The 21,142-nt window shown below is 58.1% G+C and carries 18 protein-coding genes and 1 pseudogene; 14 read left to right on the forward strand and 5 right to left on the reverse strand.

Annotated features, from left to right (window positions below):
- Positions 1-14: 14 nt before the first annotated feature.
- Positions 15-914, reverse strand: coding sequence for a glycosyltransferase family 2 protein (locus tag QP965_RS09030; RefSeq protein WP_239278731.1), 900 nt, complete (start codon positions 912-914; stop codon positions 15-17).
- 124 nt (positions 915-1,038) lie between these two features.
- Between QP965_RS09030 and QP965_RS09035 the strand changes: the two genes are divergently transcribed.
- The 7 genes and pseudogenes from QP965_RS09035 (at position 1,039) to QP965_RS09065 (ending at position 8,173) form a co-directional block, all read left to right on the forward strand.
- The gene (locus QP965_RS09035; protein ID WP_239278730.1) at positions 1,039-2,670 is read left to right on the forward strand and encodes an LCP family protein; all 1,632 of its coding nucleotides are present in this window, start codon (positions 1,039-1,041) and stop codon (positions 2,668-2,670) included.
- A 25-nt stretch (positions 2,671-2,695) separates the two neighbouring features.
- A complete protein-coding gene (locus QP965_RS09040; RefSeq protein WP_284844693.1) occupies positions 2,696-3,358 on the forward strand; it encodes a TIGR03089 family protein in 663 nt (220 codons plus the stop codon).
- A gap of 45 nt (positions 3,359-3,403) precedes the next feature.
- Positions 3,404-4,141 (forward strand): sulfite exporter TauE/SafE family protein, encoded by a 738-nt coding sequence (locus QP965_RS09045; protein ID WP_239278727.1) that lies wholly within the window; start codon positions 3,404-3,406, stop codon positions 4,139-4,141.
- Positions 4,142-4,643: 502 nt separating this feature from the next.
- A complete protein-coding gene (locus tag QP965_RS09050) occupies positions 4,644-6,035 on the forward strand; it encodes a hypothetical protein (protein ID WP_284766748.1) in 1,392 nt (463 codons plus the stop codon).
- Positions 6,036-6,173: 138 nt separating this feature from the next.
- Positions 6,174-6,344: pseudogene (locus QP965_RS09055) on the forward strand (glycine betaine ABC transporter substrate-binding protein); the annotation flags it as partial.
- Positions 6,345-6,505: 161 nt separating this feature from the next.
- Positions 6,506-7,825, forward strand: coding sequence for an amino acid permease (locus tag QP965_RS09060; RefSeq protein ID WP_284766749.1), 1,320 nt, complete (start codon positions 6,506-6,508; stop codon positions 7,823-7,825).
- A gap of 12 nt (positions 7,826-7,837) precedes the next feature.
- Positions 7,838-8,173, forward strand: a complete 336-nt coding sequence (locus QP965_RS09065; protein WP_284767917.1) for a YrhK family protein — start codon at positions 7,838-7,840, stop codon at positions 8,171-8,173.
- A gap of 265 nt (positions 8,174-8,438) precedes the next feature.
- Here the strand turns inward: QP965_RS09065 and QP965_RS09070 are convergent, their stop codons facing one another.
- From QP965_RS09070 to QP965_RS09080, 3 genes are all read right to left on the reverse strand, one after another.
- The gene (locus QP965_RS09070; protein WP_284815604.1) at positions 8,439-9,758 is read right to left on the reverse strand and encodes an MFS transporter; all 1,320 of its coding nucleotides are present in this window, start codon (positions 9,756-9,758) and stop codon (positions 8,439-8,441) included.
- Between the two features lie 405 nt (positions 9,759-10,163).
- Positions 10,164-11,474 (reverse strand): threonine/serine exporter family protein, encoded by a 1,311-nt coding sequence (locus tag QP965_RS09075; protein ID WP_284844692.1) that lies wholly within the window; start codon positions 11,472-11,474, stop codon positions 10,164-10,166.
- Between the two features lie 419 nt (positions 11,475-11,893).
- On the reverse strand, positions 11,894-13,111 hold the full coding sequence (locus tag QP965_RS09080) for an amidohydrolase (protein ID WP_284837200.1): 1,218 nt from the start codon (positions 13,109-13,111) through the stop codon (positions 11,894-11,896).
- Positions 13,112-13,370: 259 nt separating this feature from the next.
- On the opposite strand from QP965_RS09080, the gene QP965_RS09085 reads away from it, so the two are divergent.
- The 6 genes from QP965_RS09085 (at position 13,371) to QP965_RS09110 (ending at position 20,159) form a co-directional block, all read left to right on the forward strand.
- Positions 13,371-14,351: a carbohydrate ABC transporter permease gene (locus QP965_RS09085; protein ID WP_284837201.1), complete on the forward strand. Its 981-nt coding sequence runs from the start codon at positions 13,371-13,373 to the stop codon at positions 14,349-14,351.
- Positions 14,352-14,378: 27 nt separating this feature from the next.
- Positions 14,379-15,224, forward strand: a complete 846-nt coding sequence (locus tag QP965_RS09090; RefSeq protein ID WP_284766815.1) for a carbohydrate ABC transporter permease — start codon at positions 14,379-14,381, stop codon at positions 15,222-15,224.
- An 81-nt stretch (positions 15,225-15,305) separates the two neighbouring features.
- The gene (locus tag QP965_RS09095; protein ID WP_284815609.1) at positions 15,306-16,628 is read left to right on the forward strand and encodes an ABC transporter substrate-binding protein; all 1,323 of its coding nucleotides are present in this window, start codon (positions 15,306-15,308) and stop codon (positions 16,626-16,628) included.
- A 47-nt stretch (positions 16,629-16,675) separates the two neighbouring features.
- Positions 16,676-17,797: an ABC transporter ATP-binding protein gene (locus QP965_RS09100; RefSeq protein WP_284844691.1), complete on the forward strand. Its 1,122-nt coding sequence runs from the start codon at positions 16,676-16,678 to the stop codon at positions 17,795-17,797.
- A 175-nt stretch (positions 17,798-17,972) separates the two neighbouring features.
- Positions 17,973-18,590: a M48 family metalloprotease gene (locus QP965_RS09105; protein WP_284766757.1), complete on the forward strand. Its 618-nt coding sequence runs from the start codon at positions 17,973-17,975 to the stop codon at positions 18,588-18,590.
- Positions 18,591-18,764: 174 nt separating this feature from the next.
- Positions 18,765-20,159, forward strand: coding sequence for a GntP family permease (locus QP965_RS09110; protein ID WP_284844690.1), 1,395 nt, complete (start codon positions 18,765-18,767; stop codon positions 20,157-20,159).
- On the opposite strand, the gene QP965_RS09115 is transcribed toward QP965_RS09110, so the two are convergent.
- A complete protein-coding gene (locus tag QP965_RS09115; RefSeq protein ID WP_284844689.1) occupies positions 20,156-20,665 on the reverse strand; it encodes a gluconokinase in 510 nt (169 codons plus the stop codon). The two genes, QP965_RS09110 and QP965_RS09115, sit on opposite strands and share 4 nt — an antisense overlap.
- Before the next feature lie 133 nt (positions 20,666-20,798).
- Between QP965_RS09115 and QP965_RS09120 the strand changes: the two genes are divergently transcribed.
- Positions 20,799-21,110 (forward strand): winged helix-turn-helix domain-containing protein, encoded by a 312-nt coding sequence (locus QP965_RS09120; protein WP_284844688.1) that lies wholly within the window; start codon positions 20,799-20,801, stop codon positions 21,108-21,110.
- Positions 21,111-21,142 lie beyond the last annotated feature (32 nt).

Consider the following 21,142-nt stretch of genomic DNA (forward strand, 5'->3'; position numbering starts at 1 on the left):
ACGCGCACCGAGCCTTAAGAACGTGCCGAGGCTGAGGCAATAAGCCCGCGGACTCGCAGGCCCAACCACAACGCGCCGCGCAGTGGGGCCTGCCACCATGCGGGGTGGCGGTCTGCCTGAAAGCGATAGGCGGAGTTGTGGTGGGCGCGCAGCATCGCTCCGGCGTGCGCTTGGGTGGAATGCCCCTTAGCGTGGCTGATGACGGCCTCTGGGCAAAAGATGTTTTGGTAGCCGGCGCGCGTGAAGCGATCTCCTAGATCTACGTCTTCGAGATACATGAAGTAGCGCTCATCAAATCCGCCAATGGCGTCGAAGGCATCCCAGCGCACAAGAAGGCAGGAACCGGATAACCATCCGGCTGGGCGCTGGGAGGTCATATCGGCTTCATCGCGGTAGGCGCGCGACCATGGATTGGACGGCCAGATCGAAGAAAAGAGTGCGTGCCCAATGCCGGTAGCCACGGTGGGCACGGCGCGGGCCGAGGGATAGTTGCTGCCATCCGGCTCCACGATGCGCGGGCCCACGGCCGCAGCATCCGGCCACTGGCGGGCGCACTCAATGAGTTGATCAATAGATCCCGGGGTAAAGGCAACATCGGGATTAGAGATAAGGAAAAATTCCTCGTCCACGCCACCGTGCTCGCGGGCGAAGCGGGCACCCGCATTCATGCCAGCGCCGTAGCCGATATTTCCGCCAGTATCGAGAAAGTCCACCCCGGCACGTTCGCGGGCGGCGGCCTCGGGCACGCCGTCGGTGGAGCCATTATCCGCAAGCACAACATTGGTGCCGCGAGCGCAGGCGCTCGGCAGGGAGTCCAAAAAACTACCGAGGTATTCACCGGGACTATAGGTCACGGTAATCACGGCCAGCGGGGATTGATTTGGTGTAGTCACAATGGCCCCGAGCTTAGTCACAGACGCTCCTCGCACTGGGCAGGGACACTGCCCGAACACGCGAAATCGGACACGGATCACTAATTTTTGGCTTTTCTGCCCTAAACTGTCTCCAGATCCCCACCAATCTAGAAAGCCTCCACTTGTGACTTCTGAGAACACTCGCCGGGCGCGCACCATCCAGCCGGCGCCCTCTGCCGCTAGTGCGGTAAAGCAAAAAGGTTCCACGGCCATCAAGGCGATCGTGGCACTCCTGTCTGCCTTGATCCTGGTGGTATCTGGCGTGGGTTATGCCACCGTAGGCCGGCTGGATAGTGGCATGTCTTCGGCCACTGACTTGTCCCTAGACGGCCAGGGCTTGTCCGGTAACTCGCTCGATGGCGCAGTAGATATCTTGCTGGTGGGCAAGGATTCGCGCACCGATGCCAAGGGCAATCCCCTCTCCGAGAAGGAACTGGCGGACCTGCACGCCGGCGTGGCCGATGGTGAGGAAAATACCGACACCATGATGCTCATCCGCGTTCCGGAGGACGGTTCCCGCGCCACCGCCGTATCCATTCCGCGCGATACCTATGTCAAGGATCCGGACTACGGCAATATGAAGATGAATGCCGTCTTCGCCTCCCACAAGAACGCCAAGGTGGAAGAGCTCGAGCAGGAAAATGCCGAGGCGGAGGCCAAGGGCAAAAAGAAGCCGCATTCGGATAAGGACATCGAAAAGCAGGGCGTCGAAGCCGGCCGCGAAGGATTGCTGGCCATGGTGCGCACCCTGACCGGCGTGTCTATTGATCACTACGCCGAGGTGGGCCTGTTGGGCTTTACTTTGCTCACTGACGCCGTCGATGGCGTAGATGTCTGCCTCAACGATGATGTTGATGATGACATGTCTGGCGCTAAGTTCAGCAAGGGCAAGCAGACCCTCGACGGCGCCAAGGCCCTAGCCTTCGTGCGCCAGCGCTATAACCTCCCGCGCGGCGACCTCGACCGCATCGTGCGCCAGCAGGCCTTCATGGCGTCCCTGGTCAATAAGATCCTGGACAACGACACCCTGGCCAATCCTTCCAAGCTGTCCAAGATTGCCAAGGCGGTAGAGCGCTCCGTAGTCATCGATGAAGGCTGGGACATCATGGGCTTTGTTACCCAGCTGGCCGGTCTGGCCGGCGGCAATGTCACCTTCACCACTATCCCGGTAACCTCCATCGACGGCCAGGGCGATTATGGCGAATCCATCGTCACCATCGATTCCGCCGAGGTCCACCGCTTCATGGATGACCTGGCCAAGACCCACGATGAAGCCACCGATGAGTCCAAGGCCGAAGATAAGGACAAGCAAGAAAAGGCGGACAAGGACAAGGACGTCGATCCGAATATCAATATTCACGTCCTCAACGCCGGCAATATTGATGGCTTGGCCTCCGGCATCGGCTCTTGGCTGGAAGGCAAGGGCTACACGGTGGAGCGTTCCGCCAATGCGCAGCCGGGCATCTACAGCGAGTCGCAGGTGGTCGCCGCCGATCCGACGAGCAAGGAAGCTAAGGCCCTGGCCAAGAAGCTGGGCGGGGTGCCGGTGGCAGAGAATACGCAGCTCGATGACGACACCCTCATCGTGGTTGCTACCGATGATTACCAGGGGCCTTCCGATAAGGAAGCCAGCGACCAGCAGCCGGAGGAAGATAAGTCCAGCCAGCCGGTTGGCACCCCAGGCAACGACTTCGGTACCGCCAAGGTTTCCCCAGAGATCGATGCTGGTGGCGACGGCCCGCGCTGCGTGAACTAGCACTTCTCCCCTACGATGGGCGGGTATGGAACTACTCGCCCATCTTTTGCGTGCCGATGCCGCCTCCCCGCGGCTTACCGTATACAACGAGTCCACCGGCGCGCGCATGGATTTTTCCGCACAAACGCTCGACAATTGGGTGGCCAAGATCGCCAATATGCTGGAAGAAGAGCTCGACCTAGAGGCGGATTCCACCATCGCTATCGATCTTCCTTCCTCGTGGCAGGCGGCCGTTGTGGCCTTGGGCGCGCTCGCCTCTGGCCCTTCCTATAGCTTTGGCGAGTCTGCCGCGCTTGCCGACGTCGTCTTTACCTCCCCTTCCCGCTACGCGGCCGCCCACGAGCGCCAGCCCCAGGCCGACATCGTGCTCATTAGCGAGGACCCCTTTGGCCGCGGCGTGGTCGAGTCCGGCGGGGAGCTTCCCACCGGCGCCATCGATTTTGGCCCCACCGTGCGCTTCTACGGCGATCAGTACTTCGGAGAAACCCAACCACTGCCCCAGCTTGTCGATGCCCCCGCTACCGCCGAGCGCCTGCTTTCTACCGGCTGGTCCGATAATGAGTCTTTCTCCCGCGCCGTGCTCGAGCCCCTAGCCGCTGGCGGTTCCGCGGTCATCGTTGCCGGCATGTGCCCGGCCGAGCGCTTAGAGGAAATCGCCGCCAATGAGAAAGCCACCGCCCGCCTCTAATTGTTTCTGTATGCAGGCTAGACCCAGATATACTTAGCCCTCGTTATGTTTCTGGGAATCTCTGTGGACGCATGGTCCTCTATCTTCATCGGCGTCCTCATCCTCGCTGGCACCATTACTCAGGGCACCATCGGCTTTGGTTTAGGCACCATCGCCACGCCCATTATCGCGCTCATTCGACCTGAGCTCGTGCCCACGCTCATTCTGCTGCTGGCACTGTGCATTTCCAGCTATACGCTCGCGCGCACCTTCCGCGAGACGTCCTGGCGCGTGGTGGGCATTTCCTCCCTCGCCCGCATTCCCGGTTCCCTGGTGGGCGCGTGGGCAATCGCCAGCCTCTCTCCCGATGGGCTGTCCATCTTCATCGGTTGCGCCGTACTCCTTGCTATGACGCTATCCAGCTTGGGCTGGAGCCCTCGCCCTACCACCGCCAATACGCTCATCGCCGGCGTAGCCTCCGGCATCCTGGGCACCTCGACCTCCATCGGCGGCCCGCCCATGGCGCTCATCATGAAGCGCTTCGACCCAAACCGCACCCGCGGCACCTTGGCGGGCACCTTTGTCCTCGGAACCTTAATTTCTCTTATAATTCTGGCGTTTAATGGGCAGATCACCAGCACTCAGGTGACCGCAGCGGCGGCCTACTTCCCCCTCGTTGTCGTGGGTCTCGTTGCCGCCAACTACCTCAACCGTTTTATAGATAGGCGCCTCCTCAACCGCATCGTCATCATCGTGGCCATCTGCGCGGCGCTCATGCTTATTGCCGAAGCCGCCCTTTTCTAGCCCTACCCGCTACCCCTCAGCGGAAGGCCCCGGCAGGTTCCAGTTGCGGAACACGTCAACCTCTGCAATGTAAACGCCTTTAACTTATGTCACGTAACATTCACGCTTAGGCATTTTATAACCTCTTTCCACCCGCCTAAATGCAGCGTACGGCGCATATTGTGACATGTCCACAACTTTTCAACAGGGTGCCAATACCTTTCTCGCAGCCACAGGAACACCCCCACCTAGGGGTGTTACAAATTTAAGTCGATCGGCCATTGTATATACATCTATCCATCAATAATTTTTCACACACTGCCAGCCATCTAGCGGGAATAAATCCCAATAAACAGGTTGGTCTATATAAAAAATACCCACCCTCCGCTCCAGTAAATATATAGACATCTAAGAGATGACTTAATTATGAGCCTGTTTTAGCGTTTTCTTAGCGCAACACTGTGAGTTGCTGGATTTCATTCATAAGTTCATTCATTTTCTACCTGCCCAGGAGAAGTTCTATATGTCGATTCGTCGTCGCATGACCGGCCTGACCGCCGGCCTCATCGTCGCCGGCACCGCTTTCGCGGCACCGCTGGCTGGCGCAGCTACCCAGACCGAGTCCTACCCGGAGACCCCGGCTCTGAACCCGGATCTGCCAATCATCCACACCACCCACGGTTCCGACCACAAGAAGGCGAACGTCCTGAACCCTCGCCCGGTATGCAACCCGTGGGAGGACCACCGCACCGTGGTCTACAAGGTCTCCGATCGCTTCCTGCCGGCCGGCACCATCTCCACCACCAACCAGACCAAGAAGGACATCCCGCTGCAGCAGGATCTGTCCAAGTCTCAGTCCATCTCCCTTTCCGTCAACGGTGACCGCACCGAGACCACGTCCATGAACCTGGGCGGCAAGGGCTCCGGCAAGAAGGGTGAGGGCTCCTTCGGCATCTCCCACGAGATCGCCACCAAGATCGGCGCTAGCGCTTCCTACTCCCTGTCCTGGGAAGCTGGCCAGTCCATCGGACCATACGACGTTCCGCCAAACCACACCGGTGAAGCTACCTACGGCTTCCGCGTGCTGAACATGACCGGCACCCAGCAGTACTGCAAGCCTAACGGCACCTGGTCCACCCCGACCGCATGGAATGCAATGCAGCCGGTAAAGAACGAGGTTCGCGTCAAGCTGTACGACAAGCTGTCCGACTCCTACGCTCCTAACAAGGACGCTCAGAACACCACCGATGTCAATGACCCGAAGGTTGTTGAAGAGGACAAGAACCTCGAGGCTGACGCAGAGGTAATCAAGGACTCCGAGGGCAACGCCAAGGAAGCAACCGAGAAGGTCTCTGAGGCAGAGGGCAAGAACGAAGAGGCTGCCGACAAGAAGAAGCAGGAAGAGGTCGATGCCAAGGAGGACAAGAAGGACTCCAAGCACAAGCTCGACCTCGAGCCTTACCTGACCGTGTCCGGCGCTAAGCACGCTGGCTTCGCAGGCACCGTTGCTCTGCGCGCTAAGAACGTTGGCTCCGAGCGTTACTACGGCGAGTTCCCAGCTACCCAGTTCCGCGTTGACGTGAAGACCGTTAAGGGCCCGAAGGGCGTTGACCGCCTCATCACCCCGCGTTCCTCCAACGGCGCTCACATCCGTGACTTGGGCTTCAATGAGAAGACCTCCACCCGCTCCTTCGAGGTAACCCTGGCTAACCCGATTAACGCTGGCGAAGAAGCTCGCATCGCTAACCTGGACTTCGGCGACGGCAAGACCAAGGAAGGCCGCCTCATCAACAACATCGAGGTAACCCAGACCTCCCGCATCAAGGGTGATGACTCCAAGCACAACGACCAGAACGTTGACTCCCGCGAGCACACCATGAAGGACACCGGCAAGAAGGCTGAGGGCCTGTTCTAAGAACACCCTACTTCTGCCCTAGGGACACAGTTTCCTAGCCAGTCACTTCCAGAAGGCCGCTGCACCATCAAATGGTGCGGCGGCCTTCCTTCATGTCCCCCTCCCCATACATGTCATCACTCCGCTCCAGATGCCCCCACCGAGGCCCTGGACGAGCACCCAGAAATTGCAGAGCTCTTCGCTCCTCTTTCGCAGCTGCTTACCGACGAAAAGATGCAGGAACTCAACGTCCGCGTCGACGTCGATGGCGAGGACTGCACCACCATAGCGCTGGATTTCTTGAAGGAAGAAGACCTGATCGCGGACTAGCTGCGGCACCTTAACAAGATTCTCAAAGACCGCTGCACCACCCTCGGTGCGGCGGTCTTTAACATTTATTTAACGTAGATCACAAATTTGCTTTCGTTCGCTAACACCTTCAGATAGATTGTTTATGTTAGCTCATTCACAAGTACTGAAGGATGAATTCTATGTCTCACACTACTGCGAATGCGCCCGCTTCACCGGCCAGTTCACCCACTACCGGCGGCGCAGACACCCCCAACAACAGCCAGGTGACCGCCAATAAGGCCGTCAATAGCCAATGGACAATCACGCTCTTCGGCACTGCCGTGGGCGCAGGTATCCTCTTCTTGCCGATTTCTGCCGGCAGCTTCGGCTTCATCCCGCTACTGGTAGCCACTCTGCTCATCTTCCCGATGACCTACTTAGCCCACCGTGCCTTCTCCTGGATCATTAGCTACTCGCCGCTGCATGGCGAGGACGTCCTCGCGGTACTCACCCACTTCTTCGGCCGCGGCAACGGCATCATCCTCGCCATCATCTACTGGTTCACTATCTTCCCGGTGGTGCTCATTTACGGCGTATCGATTACTAATACAGTCGATAGTTTCATCGTCAACCAACTAGGCGGACCGGAAATTTCCCGCTACATCTTGGCACCGCTATGCGTGGGACTTATGACGCTGGCACTTGCCTTTGGCAATGCCATCATGCTGAAGATTGCCCAGTTCGTGGTTTACCCGCTCATCGTGGCGCTCGCAGCAGTATCGCTCTACCTCATCCCGCAATGGGACTTGGGTTCCTTCATGGAAGCCGGCGATCACAGCGCCGGCGGTGTGCTCAAGGCCATCATCCTTATCCTTCCCGTCTTGGTCTTCTCCTTTTCCTTTGTTGCCGCCATCTCCCAATTCTCCCTGGGCATGGAAAAGGAATACGGCGCGGACCACCACGCGCAGTCCGATAAGGTCATCCGCAACTCCGCCATCCTGCTGACCCTTTTCACCATGTTCTTCGTCTGGTCCTGCGCCCTGGCCATGGGCGCGGACGGCATGCAGGAGGCTAATGACAAGAACCTTCCGGTACTCTCCTACTTCGCCAATGAAACCGGCACCCCGTTTATGGCCTACATGGCGCCCATTGTTGTAATCTTCGCGGTGGCCTCCTCTTACTTTGGCCACGCCCTTGGCACCATCGAGGGGACCCAGTACCTCTTCAACCTGGCTGCACCGAAGGCCACAAAGAAGATGTCTACGCGCACGCTTGACCTGTGGACCTACCTCTTCATCTTCATCACCACGTCTCTAGTAGGAATTTTCAACCCCTCCATCCTGGATATGATTTCTGTCGTAGGCGGCGTCTTCTTCGCCTTCATGACCTACCTGCTGCCTATTTGGGTCATCTACCGCGTGGAGGCACTAGCCCGCTTCCGCGGTAAAAAGACCAACTACTTTGTGGCAGTCATGGGCTTAATCGTGCTCTTTGCCACCATCTGGGGAATGTTCCAATAATCGCACAAAAACGTGGCTCGACAAGGACTTTTCCTGTCTGGCAAGGTGGGAGACATCATGTCAGAACAGGAAAAAGATCCCGACCTAGAAATCAAGCTCGGGCAGAACAACGAAATCAAAATTAAAAACAAGTACGAGACGTTTTCCATTGCCAATGACATCGCCATCTCCGTGGTCTTCATCCTTGGCTCGGTGCTGACGCTGGCCGGCATGTCAATGGTCGCCACCGTCTTCTATCTTCTCGGCAGCCTAGGCATGGCAGCCCGCCCGGCCATCCGCCTGAAGCGCCGCACGCACCTGCAGCGCATTGGGGCAGATGCCAATACCGCCGAAAGTTACGACTACTAGGCGCAATGGGCAGACGGGGCTAACAGTAAACTTTCAGCAACTGGCAGCGACCTATCAGGCGCAATCCATTGCAGTAGCAGCCCCGTACCCCATACTTAAATCATGCGTTTGAGAGAGCGCATACGAGAGAGATAGAGAGAACCCCTCAGTTTCCAGAGGGCGGCTAAAGCCGATACATGGAAACACCTTGTAGAGAGAGACGCCTGCGGCCCTCGGTTCCTTTTAGGTTCCGAGGGCCGCAGGCGTTTTACACGGCTCCAAGGTACTACTCGTGCAATTTATTCTTCTTCGACGCGAAGAGAACCGCGATGCCGGTCACCAGCGCCGCGGCCACCAAGTAGAAGGCGGGGGCAAGCTGCAGACCAGTGACGTCAATAAGCCAAGTGGCAATCATCGGTGCGGTACCACCGAATACAGCGTTGGCCGTATTAAACGTCAATGCGAAGCCGGACAGGCGCACGTGCGTGGGGAATTGTTCGGAAAGGAAGGAGGGCAGGACGCCGTCGTTAAGCGCCAGTACGCCACCCAGGCAGACCTGAATGATAATGACGAGGAAGAGTCCGGCGCCATCGAGAAGCATGAAAGCCGGAATGATGGTCACGCCCATGAACGCGGCCGCGCACAGCATCGTCGTGCGGCGACCAAGACGATCCGAAAGCATGCCGGTGAGCAAGGCAAAGCCCACATAGAATGCGGACGCCACCGAGGATGCGATAAACGCCGGCGTCGCGGCCATGCCCAACTCCTCCGACAGGTAAGTGGGCAGGTAGGTCAAAATGACGTAGAAGCCAATGGCGTTGAGCACCGCTCCCGCAAAGGCAATGGCCAGGGCCTTGGGGTACTTCAGAACCTCGCGCAGCGGGGACTCCTCCGGCTCATCCTGGTCCTCAAAGTGGGAGGACTCTTCCGTGTTGCGGCGAATCCACAGGCCGTACAGACCCAAAGGCAGCGCAATCAGGAATGGCACACGCCAACCCCAGGAATCCAGGGCGGCATCATCAAGGACTCCAGTCAGCAGCGCCGCAATGAGCGAGCCCAAGAGCAAGCCCGAGGCCGTCGCGGACGGCACCACCGCCGAATAGATGCCACGCTTGCCGGCCGGGGCAATCTCAGCCAGGTGCGTGGCCGCGCCCGCATACTCGCCGGCTGCGGAAAAGCCCTGCACCATGCGGCACAGCAACAGCAAGATAGAGGCGGCAAAGCCAATGGTGGCATAGCCCGGCAGGAATCCGATGCACGCGGTTGCCACCGACATCATCACAATAGACACCGTCAGCGTGTGGATGCGCCCGTATTTATCACCAAAGTGACCCCACACAATGCCGCCCAACGGCCGTACCAGGAACGACAGCGCGAAGAGCGCAAACGTCATAATCAGCGCGCGGCGGCCTTCCATCTCCGGAAAGAACACCCGGGAGATAATCGCCGACATATAGATATAGGCCGCATAGTCGAACCACTCGATGAAGGTGCCAATAAACGCCGCCTTAATGGCCGAGCGATGCTGGCGTTGTGTATCTTTTGCCTCTTCCACCTGCGCCGGCAGGGCGTCCTTGGCTGGGGGTTGGGCTGTGAGAGGAGACATGCTCCTCACCTCAATTCTGTAGCTCTACAAGCATGTGAAACGGCGCAGCCTGACTGCGCGCATATCTTCCACCCTACAGAAACCAACTATGCTCTATGTCACTTTCACGCGCCAATGTTGCACACATCCACCTCTGCCCCGCTTTCCGACGCCCTCCCCACCCAATTCCCAGCCACTAACAGCAACCCAACAACCAGACCCCATGGGCACTACAGCCCAATGCCCCATACTGAAATCGTGCGTTTGAGAGAGCGCATATGAGAGAGATAGAGAGAGAACCCCTGCGGTTTCCACAGGGCGGCAAATGCCGATATATGGAAACGACATGAGAGACGCCTGTGGCCCCCAGCTCCTAAAGGAACCGGGGGCCACAGGCGTTTCACTGCCCTAGCTAGAGCCTTAACATTATGTGGCAGAAGGTCTCTGCGGAAGCTTTTTATCAAAATCAATTAGGCGGCCCAAGGCCCAATCCTTATCAGTAAGCAGGCGAGAAAAGACCAAACCGGCACCAATAGATCCAACTACCATCATTCCAGTTGCTACATTGGCCAATGCTTGATCCATCTGACCATCGTTCAAATAAAACACCGCCCGGAACATTGTCACCCCTGGGATCATAATCACCGCGGCCGGAACAGTGGTTGTAATACGGGGAAGACGCGCCTTTTTAGAAGCTACTGCCCCCAGCAACCCGATGATTAATCCACCCACAAAGGCTGCAAAGAAGATGGTTGTTCCCGCGTGAATTAGAATCAAACGAAGCTCATTTGCCACGGTTCCAACGCACGCCGCTACTAAGACCATGCGGCGAGAAGAGTTAAAAAGAAAAGCAAACCCAGCAATGCCCAGAAAACTTGCCAGCGGCGCCAACAGAAACCATTGCATATCCTGCGCAGGTGCAGGTGGGTCAGGACTAAGTTTAGTCAGCCAGCTAACCATAGAGACCGTGAAAGCGGCCGTAAATATAACGGTGAAAGCATACCCCAGCCTGACAATACCCGCATCAAGATCAAAGCGGGCTATGTCGATCAAAGCAGAGAAAAGTGGAAACCCGGGAATCAGGAATAAAACGGCCGCCACAAAACCCGAGGACAGTTCACTGGGTTCCACCGAACCTAAAGCTCCGAAGATCTCCGTCAATAAAAAGAAAACTATGCTTGCCGTCGCACCACCAGCAATCACTCCTCCAATTTGATGAACGTGACGGTGGAGAACTGTATAACGAACAAACTGGCCTGCAAACGCCGCCAAAGCAACCAACCCCACTGCTTCCAGCGGGAAAAAATTAAGATACGCAAACGCCGCACATGCGATCGCGGCCGCGAAAGAAAGAGTTAGACCGCCCCAGCGCTTTTTGACATTATGCTCAATAGTATCCAGCATCGCCGCTAATTCCTGAGCGGTGATCCCTGCGTAGAGGCGATTGTGGGTTAAATCTTCCAAGGCTTCAATCCGAGAGGCATCAACTGCAGGCGAATGTTGCCGAGCAATGACCGTCCGGAAGTATTCGCCGCGGTGAAACGTACAGGTAATCTGCGTCAGACCCACTGTGGCATCTAGATGGTCAAACCCCAATGCTCGCGCACTCCGTTTCATCCCTCTAAGTACGCGATAACCAGAGGTACCGGCACCCATTAGGAGCATTCCCACCCGCAATACAACGTCCGCCTCGACGCCCATTTGCCGATGCATTTCTGGATCAAATTGTTGTGCCATCTCTCCTCCTCTGACCTTGCTCATGGCGCACAACTAAAGACTTATCGACCCCAACCCGATAGCGCGCTTGTAGCATTCCTAGAATCTTACGCAAAAGGAGCCTCTTGTGAATCATGTTCAGCAATCCAAAGGCCTCCACCTTTATACCCGTAAGCTGATTGAGCCATTTTTACCCTCCGCCAAATGATTGCCACTATATTCACAGGCAAATACCATACCTATGGCAGCCGAGTGCGTTATCTTTAATTTACGTGTTCGAGAGAACGCAAGAGAGATAGAGAGAACCAGTTCCAGCGCCCTGTGGCCCCAAGCGAGGCCCGGGCGTTGGAGCTGTTTTAGGGGTCTGCAGGTTGGGGCGTGGAGGAAGGAATGGGCGTCGGAAAGCGATGCATGACCCAGAGCCGAATGCTGCGTTTCGGTTAGTTGTTTCCTAGGTAGCTCATCGCAGCGGCGATAAGGGCTTCGGTGCCGGTGCGCAGAGTGGGCTGGAGCAGCGGGGCGAAGTGAGGGCTGTGGTTGGGGACATCCTTTTCTTCTTCGCGGCCGGAGAATACCCAGAAGCAGTAGGGAACACCGAAGGCGCGGGCGATGGTGGAAAAGTCCTCCGAGGCGGTGAGGGGCTCAGCGTCGAGGACGCGGTCGGGGCCGAAGTAGGACGTAAACGTTTCCTTAAGGCGTTCCGTAGTGCCCTCATCGTTGCTGGTAAGCGGGTAGGAATCGTGGTAGCTGAACTCGGCAGGCTGCGGGCTGCCGGCAGCCTGACACTCGGCATTGACGATGCGCTCGATGGCGCCGGTGATTTTATCGCGTACCTGCTCGCTATAGGCGCGCACATTGATTTTCAGGTTGGCCTCGAAGGGGATGATATTTGCTTTCGAGCCGGCGTTGATGGCGCCCACGGTCAACACGCCGAATTCGGAGGGGTTGAGTTCGCGGGAGATGACCGTCTGCAAGCGCATGACAATGGAGCTGGCCAGTACCACGGGGTCAACGCTGAGGTGCGGCATAGAGCCATGCGAACCTTGGCCATAAACCTTGACGTCCATACTCACCGCGGTGGACATGAAAGGACCGGAGGCCAGCGCCACGGTGCCGGCGGGAAAGTTGCTGGCAAAGACATGTTGGCCAAGTACTACGTCCGGCGTGGCGACCTTATCCACAAGCCCGTCATCCACCATGGACTGAGCACCGGCGGCGATCTCCTCGCCCGGTTGAAAAATGAGCTGCAGCGTGCCGGACCACTGGTCGGTAGCCTGCGCCATGAGCGCGCCCATGCCCAGCAAGCTGGCGACGTGGGAATCATGGCCGCAGGCGTGCATGACGGGGACCGTGTTTCCTTCCTGGTCAACGGCGGTATCGGTGGAGGCGTAATCTAGGCCGGTGTCTTCCTCAACCGGTAGGGCATCGAAATCCGCGCGCAGCATGACGGTAGGCCCGGCACCGTTTTCTAGGACACCAACCACACCGCCGCCTACTTCAATTTGGTGGAAGCCGAGATCGGCAAGTTTGTCCTTGATAATGCCCAGCGTGCGCTCTTCCTGCATGGACAGCTCCGGGTGCTGGTGCAGATCCTTATACAGCGGCTCCTGCCACACCTTGACGGAGTCATAGTTGCTGCAAACAGTACGGACAGACATTGCTTCCTCCTGTGGGCTCGTGGTGGATTGTAGGGGCCAGTGTAGTGGGGTGGGAGGAAGGTGGGCGTCGGCAAGCGGGGCATCTTTGTAATGCCGGACATAGTTGGTCGGCGCTGCGACTGGCACCATAGTCCGTTACGCTGCGGCTTTATTGAATCTTTGATGACGCGTCCACCTTTAACTCATCGGCTTCTTACTATTCATCAGAAGTTTGTTTTCTGTGTAGCTGGGCGTCACCTGCCCGCCCTAGATTGACCGAGTGACTTTTCAGGAAGACTCTCTCGGTGCCGGTGGCGCCGGCACTACAACCGCATCTCCCGCACGCGCGGAAAGCCCCGGTGATTCCGCGGCGCTTGTCCGCAAGGCCAAGCGCAACCGCCACAAGGAATGGCTGCTGGCAGCAGCACTGCTTGCTCCCAACCTGATCCTGCTGGCCGTATTTACCTACCGGCCGCTGCTGGACAATATCCGCCTCTCCTTTTTCAATTGGAATATCTCCAGCCCCACCTCCACCTTCGTGGGCTTGGATAACTATGTGGAGTGGTTTAGCCGCGATGACACGAAGACCATCGTGCTCAACACCCTGGTCTTTACCTTCTTCGCAGTGATTGGCTCCATGGTCATCGGCCTAGCGCTGGCCTTGCTGCTGAACCAAAACATTAAGGGCCGCAACTTTGCGCGCTCGGTGGTCTTTGCCCCCTATGCCATCTCCGGCGCGGCCATTGGCATTGCCTTCCAATTCGTCTTCGACCCCAATTTTGGCCTCATCCAGGAACTCTTGGGCTGGTTCGGCGTGGACTCCCCCAACTTCTACGCCGTACCGGGCTGGGCCATGTTCATGGTGACCTTTACCTTTGTGTGGAAAAACTTAGGCTATACCTTCGTCATCTACTTGGCGGCGCTGCAGGGCCTAGATAAGGAATTGGATGAAGCTGCCGCTATCGACGGCACCGGACGCTGGCGCAAATTCTGGCGTGTGACCATGCCGCAGCTGCGCAATACCACCTTCTTCCTATCTATTACGGTGCTGCTTAACTCCGTGCAGGTCTTCGACATCATCAACGTCATGACCCGTGGTGGCCCGCAGGGCAATGGCACGCAGACGCTGGTCTTCCAGATCTACAACGAGACCTTCGTCAACTTCCGCGCCGGCTACGGTGCAACCGCCGCCACCATCTTGTTCCTCATCCTGCTCATCATCACCCTGATCCAGGTCCGCATCATGGATAAGCGAGGTTAACCCAACATGGCTACTTCTACCCTTCACATGGTCACGGATGAATCCCCCGCTACCCGCCGCGCCAAGCTCCTCGGCGGCTACCTGGGCATCCTAGCGGTCCTGCTGCTCATTGGCCTGCCGCTGTTTTGGATTCTGATGACCTCGTTTAAGGCCAAGGGCGATATTTATACCGACCCGGTCAATTGGCTCCCGCCAGTGTGGGAGACCGAGAACTATTCCGATGCCACCACCCGTGTTCCGTTCTGGACCTACCTGCGCAACTCGGTGCTCATTACCGCGGCACTGTCCATCATCAAGATTGTGCTGGGAGTCATCTCCGCCTATGCGCTGGCCATCCTGCGCTTCCCCGGCCGCCATCTGGTTTTCCTGCTGGTGATTTCCTCGCTCATGGTGCCGAGCGAAATCACCGTCATTTCCAACTACGCCCTGGTCAATTCCTTGGGCTGGCGCAATACCTTCGTGGGCATCATCGTGCCGCTAGCCGGTGTGGCCTTCGGTACCTTCTTGATGCGCAACCACTTTTTGTCCCTGCCCTATGAGCTGGTGGAAGCCGCCCGCATGGACGGTGCCGGCCCCATCCGCCTGCTGACCAAAGTGCTGCTACCGGTTTCGTGGCCCACGCTGACTGCTTTCTCCGTCATCACCATGGTCAATGAATGGAATACCTACCTGTGGCCGTTCCTCATGGCGGATACGGAGGACGTCGCCCCGCTGCAGGTGGGCCTGACCATGCTGCAAAACAACGATGGCGTGACCAACTGGGGTCCGGTAATGGCCGCCACCATTCTCACCATCATCCCGATGGTCATCATCTTCCTGGCCTTGCAAAAGTACATGATTCAAGGCCTTACCACTGGCGCCGTGAAGGGTTAGAAGGCTTCTTCCCCACCCACGCTCGCCGTTTCTGCTTGCTTTATTTTCCACCCCTTAACCACGCTTTTTAAGGAGAACTACATGCTACGCCGCAAATTCCTCGCCCTGGCCTCCACGGCCGCTTCTGCAACCGCACTCGCCGCTTGTGCCGGCACCTCTTCCACCAACCCGCAGGGTGGCAACGACAAGGGCGGCGACGGTGAAGTCACCGAACTGACCTGGTGGTCCAACCACCCGGGCACCTCCAAGGATATTGAGAAGGAGATCATCTCCCGCTTTGAAAAGGAGAACCCGGACATCAAGGTCAACCTCGTTGATGCCGGCAAGAACTACGAAGAAGCGGCACAGAAGTTCAACGCCGCTCTCACCGGCCAGGACCTGCCGGACATCGTGGTGCTGTCTGACGTCTGGTGGTACAACTTTGCTATCAACGGCCAGATCGCCAATGTAGACGACCTTGCCAAGGAAGCAGGCATCGACCTGTCTACCTATGTGCAGCCGCTCTATGAGGACTACAACTACGATGGCGGCCACTTTGCTCTCCCCTTCGCCCGCTCCACGCCGCTGTTCTACTACAACAAGGACGCTTGGAAGAAGGCCGGCCTGCCGGACCGCGGCCCGAAGTCCTGGGACGAGATGGATGAGTGGTCCAAGAAGCTGGCCGAGGCGGACTCCAAGATGAAGCCTTTCGGCTGGGGCGATGCCGTGGACTACCTGGGCTGGATCTTCCAGGGCCCGCTGTGGTCCAAGGGTGGCGCCTACTCCGATGAGTGGGACTTGAAGTTCACCGATGACAAGACCATCAAGGCCGTCGAGTGGCTCAAGGACATCACGGATGAGAAGAACGGTTACTCCTACGTGGGCAATGACATGGCCATGGAGTTCGGCACCGGCCGCGCCGCCGCCACCGTCCTGTCCACCGGCGACCTGGCGGGTCTGACCGATACCGCCAAGTTCGAACTCGGCACCGCCTTCTTGCCTAACCCGACTGGCGACGGCGCCTGCCCCACCGGTGGTGCCGGTCTGGCCATCCCGGCTGGCATCAGCAAGAACCGCCAGCTGGCTGCTATCAAGCTCATTGATTTCATCACCAATGAGGAAAACACCTGCTACTGGTCCCAGAACGTGGGCTACATGCCGGTGCGCTCCACCGCGGTGGACAACGAGGGCCAGAAGAAGTTCATGAAGGACAACCCGAACTTCGAAACCGCTATCAAGCAGTTGCCTGAGACACGCCCACAGGATAATGCCCGCGTCTTCCTGCCCGGCGCGGACCAGGAAATCGGCGGCGCCTTTGAAAAGATCGTCACCAACCGTGATGACGTCACCAAGGTGCTGACCGATCTGCAGAAGACCCTGCAGTCCATCTACGACAATCAGGTCAAGACCGTCATCAATAAGTAGGCTCTCGCAGCCCCTCCCCTTCCCCCACTAGTTTCTGAAAGGTAACCATGGCTACTGTCACCTTCGATGGCGCAAGCCGCATCTACTCTAAGGACGCGGAACGCCCCGCCGTTGACCGCCTTAACCTGGATATTGCCGATGGCGAATTCTTGGTTCTCGTCGGCCCATCCGGCTGCGGCAAGTCCACCAGCCTGCGCATGCTGGCAGGCCTCGAGCCCACCGACCGCGGCTCCATTCGCATCGGCGGCAAGGATGTCACCGGGGTCAGCCCATCGGACCGCGACGTGGCCATGGTCTTTCAGAACTATGCCCTCTACCCCAACATGTCCGTGGCGCAGAATATGTCCTTCGCGTTAGAAAACCGCAAGGTCCCCAAGGACGAGATTCAATCACGCGTGCACGAGGCGGCGAAGATCCTGCAGATGGAAGACCTGTTGGACCGCAAGCCAGCAAACCTCTCCGGCGGCCAGCGCCAGCGCGTGGCCATGGGCCGCGCCATCGTCCGCGAACCGGCCGTATTCTGCATGGACGAGCCGCTGTCCAACCTGGATGCCAAGTTGCGCGTTTCCACCCGCGCGCAGATCTCTAACCTGCAGCGCCGCCTTGGTACCACCACCGTATATGTCACCCACGACCAGACCGAGGCGATGACCATGGGTGACCGCGTCGCCGTTCTCAATGCCGGAGTCTTGCAGCAGGTGGATACCACCCGCACCATTTATGACCGCCCGCAGAACGTCTTCGTCGCCGGTTTCATTGGCTCCCCGGCGATGAATATCTACGACCTCACCCATAACTCCTCTGAGCTCACCATCGGCTCTACCCGCATCAATCTGGCCAACTACAACTTTGAGGGCGTGGAGACCGTTACCGTGGGCATCCGCCCGGAAGACTGGCAGCTAAGCGATACCGGCAACGGCGGGGCAAAGTTCACCGTCGCGCACGTCGAGGAGCTGGGCAACCAGACCTATGTCTATGGCGAGCTTAACGACGCCGCCGGCAACAGCTCCGCCGACGGCGTCCTCAAATCCTCGACCCGGATGGGTGGCCAGACCGGCATCCTGGTTGATGCCCGCGGTCGTTATGCGGTGGGCGATACTTTCTACGTTTCCCCCGACCCGGACCGCGTGCATTTGTTTAGTACCACTACTGGGGAGCGATTGAACTAGAAGGCGGTAAAAGGCAGTAAGTTCCTCAGTTTCTTATTTTTCCCTTTGCAGACAATAAGAAACTGATATATGCTCGCACGCATAAGACACCCACACAACGCCGTTTACCACGGATATTGCTGGGAACATCGCACTCTGCGAACCTTAAAATCAACCGAAAGGTAACTCACTGCCTATGCCTTCTTTCAAGAAGCTTTCTGCCGCCACCCTGGCCGCTTCCGCCATCCTCGGCACCGTCGCCGCACCGGCCGCTAGTGCTAAGAGCGACCCAGTTCGCTCCCTCATCTCCCCGGGCACCTGCAAGACCATCACCAAGCTGGCTAACGATGGCAAGCCGGTCCCGGATCCTTCTATCCTCCACGATGAGGACTCCGTAAAGCCCTACTTCCAGGACGGCGTGCTGGAGTACAAGGTGGTCGGCGATTTCCCGTACCGCAAGCAGCTGGATGCCGCGGTAGCCGAGTGGAACAAGGCCCTCAAGGGCAAGGCTTCCCTGAAGGAAGTAAAGCCTTCCGAGGCTGACGATGACACCGTCGCCATCATCTACAAGCCGGACCCGAACGGCTACGTCCAGGGCGCCGCCTACCCGGACCACAAGATGGTCTTCATCAAGATTCCTAATGCCCAGTACCCAGAGGCAGTCCAGGGCACCATCGCCCACGAGCTGGGCCACATGATGGGCGCGGGCCACTCCTGCGCCGGCGCGCTCATGGCCGGCGCCAACCAGAACCCCATCTCTTACCACGTGACCCCGCTGGATGCGGCGGCTGTCATTCAGGGACAGTTCGACTAAATCGCCTGACGCCCCCTTTCCCCTAGGCCCAGTACGGTGCCTAGGGGATTTTTCTGTCTTCACCCGTCTACGTGTTGGGTAGGTCGCATTTAGCCGATTGCTTTAGGCGGCACACAGGACCACTGCTAACGTTTCCATTATTCAAAGGTTTGCATAAGAAAAGGAGCCCGCTTTATGGATACGTGGGAACCCACCCTGTCGACCGGCCCGCTGCTAGGCATTGCGGTGGCCGCCATCGCCGTGATTTTGGTGCTGGTCATCTATTTCAAGCTCCACGCTTTTCTCACCCTGCTGGTGGTCTCGGCGCTCACGGCGCTGGCCGCGGGCATTCCACTCGAGGGCATTGTGCCCACCATGACCGAAAGCTTTAGCTCCACTCTGGGCTCGGTGGCGTTGCTGGTGGGCCTGGGCGCCATGATTGGCCGGCTTGTGGAAGCCTCCGGTGGCGCTAAATCGCTTGCCGACGCCATGGTCCGCCACTTCGGCGAATCCAAAGCACCCCTTGCGCTCGGCCTGGCTTCGCTGATCATGGGCTTTCCCATCTTCTTTGACGCCGGCCTGATTGTGATGCTGCCGGTTATCTTCGCCGTTGCTCGCCGTTTGGACGGTCCAGTCCTGGCCTTCGGTCTGCCGGCCGCCGGTGCGTTTTCTGTCATGCACGTGTACCTGCCGCCGCACCCAGGCCCTGTGGCGGCGAGTGAGTTCTACGGCGCTGACCTTGGCCTCGTCCTCCTCGTTGGCCTGCTGCTTGCGCTGCCTACCTGGTATATTTCCGGCTACCGCTTCGGCCTGCTATCCGGCAAGAAATTCCCCCTCAAGGTTACTGATGCCATCGCCGGCCCGGTGCTTTCTGAGGAAGAACAGCCGCTTAAGCCGGCCTCTGCCCCAACGGTGATTTCCCTCCTGCTCATCCCGATGGTGCTCATCTTCTTCAACACCGGCCTCAACGCCCTGGCGTCCTATGGCACCATCGATGCCGACGCCGCGTGGGTGCGGTTCTTTGTCATGCTAGGCCAGACACCTATCGCGCTGCTTATCACGGTGCTGGTCGCACTCGTAGTCCTGGGCCTGCGCCGTGGCGTGGACAAGACCGCGCTGGAAAAGCTCATCGATTCCTCGCTTGGCCCCATCTGTTCCGTTGTGCTCATCACCGGTGCCGGCGGCATGTTCGGCGGCGTTCTGCGTACCTCCGGCATTGGCGACGCCCTGGCTGATTCCCTTTCCGGCCTTGGCATCCCCGTTATCCTTGCCTGCTATCTCATCGCCGTGGCGCTGCGCCTGGCACAGGGTTCGGCCACCGTGGCACTAACCACGGCCGCCGCCCTCATGGTTCCCGCCGTGGAAGCCGGCGGATTCAATGAGCTACAGCTCGCCCTTATCGTCGTGGCCACCGCCGCCGGTTCCGTCTTCGGCTCTCACGTCAACGACTCCGGCTTCTGGCTCGTCGGCCGCCTGATGGGCATGGATACGGTCACCACGCTGAAGACCTGGACGGTCAACCAAATGCTGATTTCCGTAATCGGCTTCGCCCTGGTCTTGGTGCTCTACGGAGTAGCGGCAGTCTTTTAGACTCCAGCTTTTATCCAGGCAGTAGCTTCCTGGGCAATCTCCTCGACTGGCCGCGTCACATCAAAGACGCGGCCAGTTTCGTCTTCTTCCAGCGGCTCCAAGGTATCGAACTGCGACTGCAAGAGCGACGCCGGCATAAAGTGCCCCGGCCGGTGCTGCATCCGCTCATGGAGCACATCAAAGTCGCCGTGCACGTGAACGAACACCACGGCTGGGCAGTACTCGCGAATCAGATCCCGGTACTTGCGCTTCAGCGCGCTGCAGCCCACCATCGCACCTTCTGGCCTATCCGCCAGCCACTGACCAATCTGCTTCAACCACGGCTCCCGGTCCGCATCATTGAGCGGTATTCCAGCAGCCATCTTGTCGATATTGGCCTGCGGATGCATATCATCGCCATCGCGGTACTCCAGACCTACCAACGGCGACAGCGCCTCCCCCACCGTTGTCTTTCCCGAGCCGGATACTCCCATCACTACGATGTGGCGGAAACTGTGCTGGTTCATGGTGGCTCCTTGGGTTGGGGTTGTTCACTTCTAATTTTAGGCAGCCCAAATCTTCAGAGATGGACAAGTCTCAAATAGAGAGCTGTCCTACTATCATTGAAATTCCCCTACTCGAATTTCTAAGGATGCACTGATGACTACCCCGCAGCAATCTTTTTCTTGGAGAACCGTTCTTCCCGTCGTCTTAGAAACGATGCGGGGTTCGACAATCGTCTCTTATCCTGAGCTATTCGAACGCGTTCAAGAAATTGCTGAAGTGGACTTTCCAGGACAAGCTCACCGCCAGCTCAAGAGCAGATCAGTTGTGGAGGACCGGACACGATGGGCAGTGTTCAATGCAAGAAAAATAGGTTTTGTCAGTTCCTCTAAACCGGGGTCCTTTTCCTTGACTGCCGAGGGCGAGAGTGTCCGTTTCTTTGTGTGCGGGGGCTTGGTTTACAAGTAATCCGCGAATCGGTTGGGGTAAGCCACGGCTAG

The organism is Corynebacterium sp. MSK074, assembly GCF_030229735.1.
Classification (GTDB): Bacteria; Actinomycetota; Actinomycetes; order Mycobacteriales; family Mycobacteriaceae; genus Corynebacterium.

Bases quoted from the DNA above. Each gene is read 5' to 3' on its own strand.
- QP965_RS09105 (WP_284766757.1), top strand. From the start codon at position 17,973: ATGCCTTCTTTCAAGAAGCTTTCTGCCGCCACCCTGGCCGCTTCCGCC.
- QP965_RS09050 (WP_284766748.1), top strand. From the start codon at position 4,644: ATGTCGATTCGTCGTCGCATGACCGGCCTGACCGCCGGCCTCATCGTC.
- QP965_RS09040 (WP_284844693.1), top strand. From the start codon at position 2,696: ATGGAACTACTCGCCCATCTTTTGCGTGCCGATGCCGCCTCCCCGCGG.
- QP965_RS09100 (WP_284844691.1), top strand. From the start codon at position 16,676: ATGGCTACTGTCACCTTCGATGGCGCAAGCCGCATCTACTCTAAGGAC.
- QP965_RS09115 (WP_284844689.1), bottom strand. From the start codon at position 20,665: ATGAACCAGCACAGTTTCCGCCACATCGTAGTGATGGGAGTATCCGGC.
- QP965_RS09075 (WP_284844692.1), bottom strand. From the start codon at position 11,474: ATGGCACAACAATTTGATCCAGAAATGCATCGGCAAATGGGCGTCGAG.
- QP965_RS09095 (WP_284815609.1), top strand. From the start codon at position 15,306: ATGCTACGCCGCAAATTCCTCGCCCTGGCCTCCACGGCCGCTTCTGCA.
- QP965_RS09045 (WP_239278727.1), top strand. From the start codon at position 3,404: ATGTTTCTGGGAATCTCTGTGGACGCATGGTCCTCTATCTTCATCGGC.
- QP965_RS09110 (WP_284844690.1), top strand. From the start codon at position 18,765: ATGGATACGTGGGAACCCACCCTGTCGACCGGCCCGCTGCTAGGCATT.
- QP965_RS09120 (WP_284844688.1), top strand. From the start codon at position 20,799: ATGACTACCCCGCAGCAATCTTTTTCTTGGAGAACCGTTCTTCCCGTC.
- QP965_RS09080 (WP_284837200.1), bottom strand. From the start codon at position 13,111: ATGTCTGTCCGTACTGTTTGCAGCAACTATGACTCCGTCAAGGTGTGG.
- QP965_RS09070 (WP_284815604.1), bottom strand. From the start codon at position 9,758: ATGTCTCCTCTCACAGCCCAACCCCCAGCCAAGGACGCCCTGCCGGCG.
- QP965_RS09060 (WP_284766749.1), top strand. From the start codon at position 6,506: ATGTCTCACACTACTGCGAATGCGCCCGCTTCACCGGCCAGTTCACCC.
- QP965_RS09090 (WP_284766815.1), top strand. From the start codon at position 14,379: ATGGTCACGGATGAATCCCCCGCTACCCGCCGCGCCAAGCTCCTCGGC.